The organism is Corallococcus sp. 4LFB, assembly GCF_046520365.1.
GTDB classification, from domain to species: Bacteria; Myxococcota; Myxococcia; order Myxococcales; family Myxococcaceae; genus Corallococcus; species Corallococcus caeni.
Map to the genome: position 1 here is coordinate 1 of NZ_JBKGHJ010001062.1, position 1,072 is coordinate 1,072.

Genomic DNA, 1,072 nt, shown 5'->3' on the forward strand with positions numbered 1-1,072 from the left:
GCCAGGCCTTCACCGCCGAGGAAGACTTCGCCCGGGACACCGAAAGGCGTGGGCTGGCCGAAGCGGTCCAGCAGGTACACCTGGGAGTTGGCGATGGCGCGACCAATGGGAGGCGTGCCCGTGGCGTCGGCATCGAGGAGGGCCCAGGTGGAATAGGTGGTGTCCTCGGAAGGACCGTAGAGGTTGAAGAGGCGCTGGAGGGTGGGCACCTGGAAGGCGCGAGACACCAGGGCGCGAGGAAGCGGCTCGCCCGCGAGGTTGACGGTGAGGACGGAAGGGGGAAGGCCCGAGCCGCGAAGCAACTCGGAGAGGGCGGAGGGGACGGTGTTGAGGAGGGTGACGTGAGAGGCGGCGGGGTGGGATGGAAGCTGGAGGGCGTTGTCGGCGAGGACGACGCTGCCGCCGAAGCAGAGGGGGACGAAGAGCTCGAAGACGGAGAGGTCGAAGCAGACGGAGGTGCTGGCGAGCACCCCGGAGCGCTCCTCGGGGGAGAAGCAGTCGCGGGCCCAGAAGAGCATGGCGGCAGCGCTGCGGTGGCTGATGGCGACAGCCTTGGGGCGACCCGTGGAGCCCGAGGTGTAGATGAGGTAGGCGAGGTTCTCCGGGAAGAGGCGCAGGGGCGGAGGAGAGGAAGGCCGCGAGGCGACTTCGTCCGCCACCTCGTCGAGGCACAGCGCACGGTGAGCGCCCGCGGGCAGGCTGTCGCGAAGCGTGGAGTGGGAGAGGACGAGGGAGGCGCGAGAGTCCTCGAGCATGAGGGCCAGACGCTCGGAGGGGTAGGCGGGGTCGAGGGGGACGTAGGCGCCACCGGCGCAGAGGATGGCGAGGAGGCTGGTGACGAGCTCGTCGGAGCGCTGGAGGAAGACGCCGACGGTGACTTCGGGGCCGACGCCCAGGAGGTGCAGGTGGTGGGCGAGGCGGCAGACGCGCTCGGAGAGGGTGCGGAAGGAGAGCTGCGTCTGCGAGGTGAAGAGGGCGGTGGCGTCTGGCGTGCGCGCGGCCTGGGCGAGGAAGAGGGCGGGGAGGGAGCGCTCCAGCGGGTAGGGCGTGGCGGTGGCGTTGAGCTCCACCA

The 1,072-nt window shown here is 70.5% G+C and carries 1 protein-coding gene; it reads right to left on the reverse strand.

Going from position 1 to position 1,072, the window contains the following annotated elements:
* Positions 1-1,072: AMP-binding protein (locus ACLEQD_RS44040; protein ID WP_410391884.1), on the reverse strand; the 1,072-nt coding region annotated here is incomplete at both ends.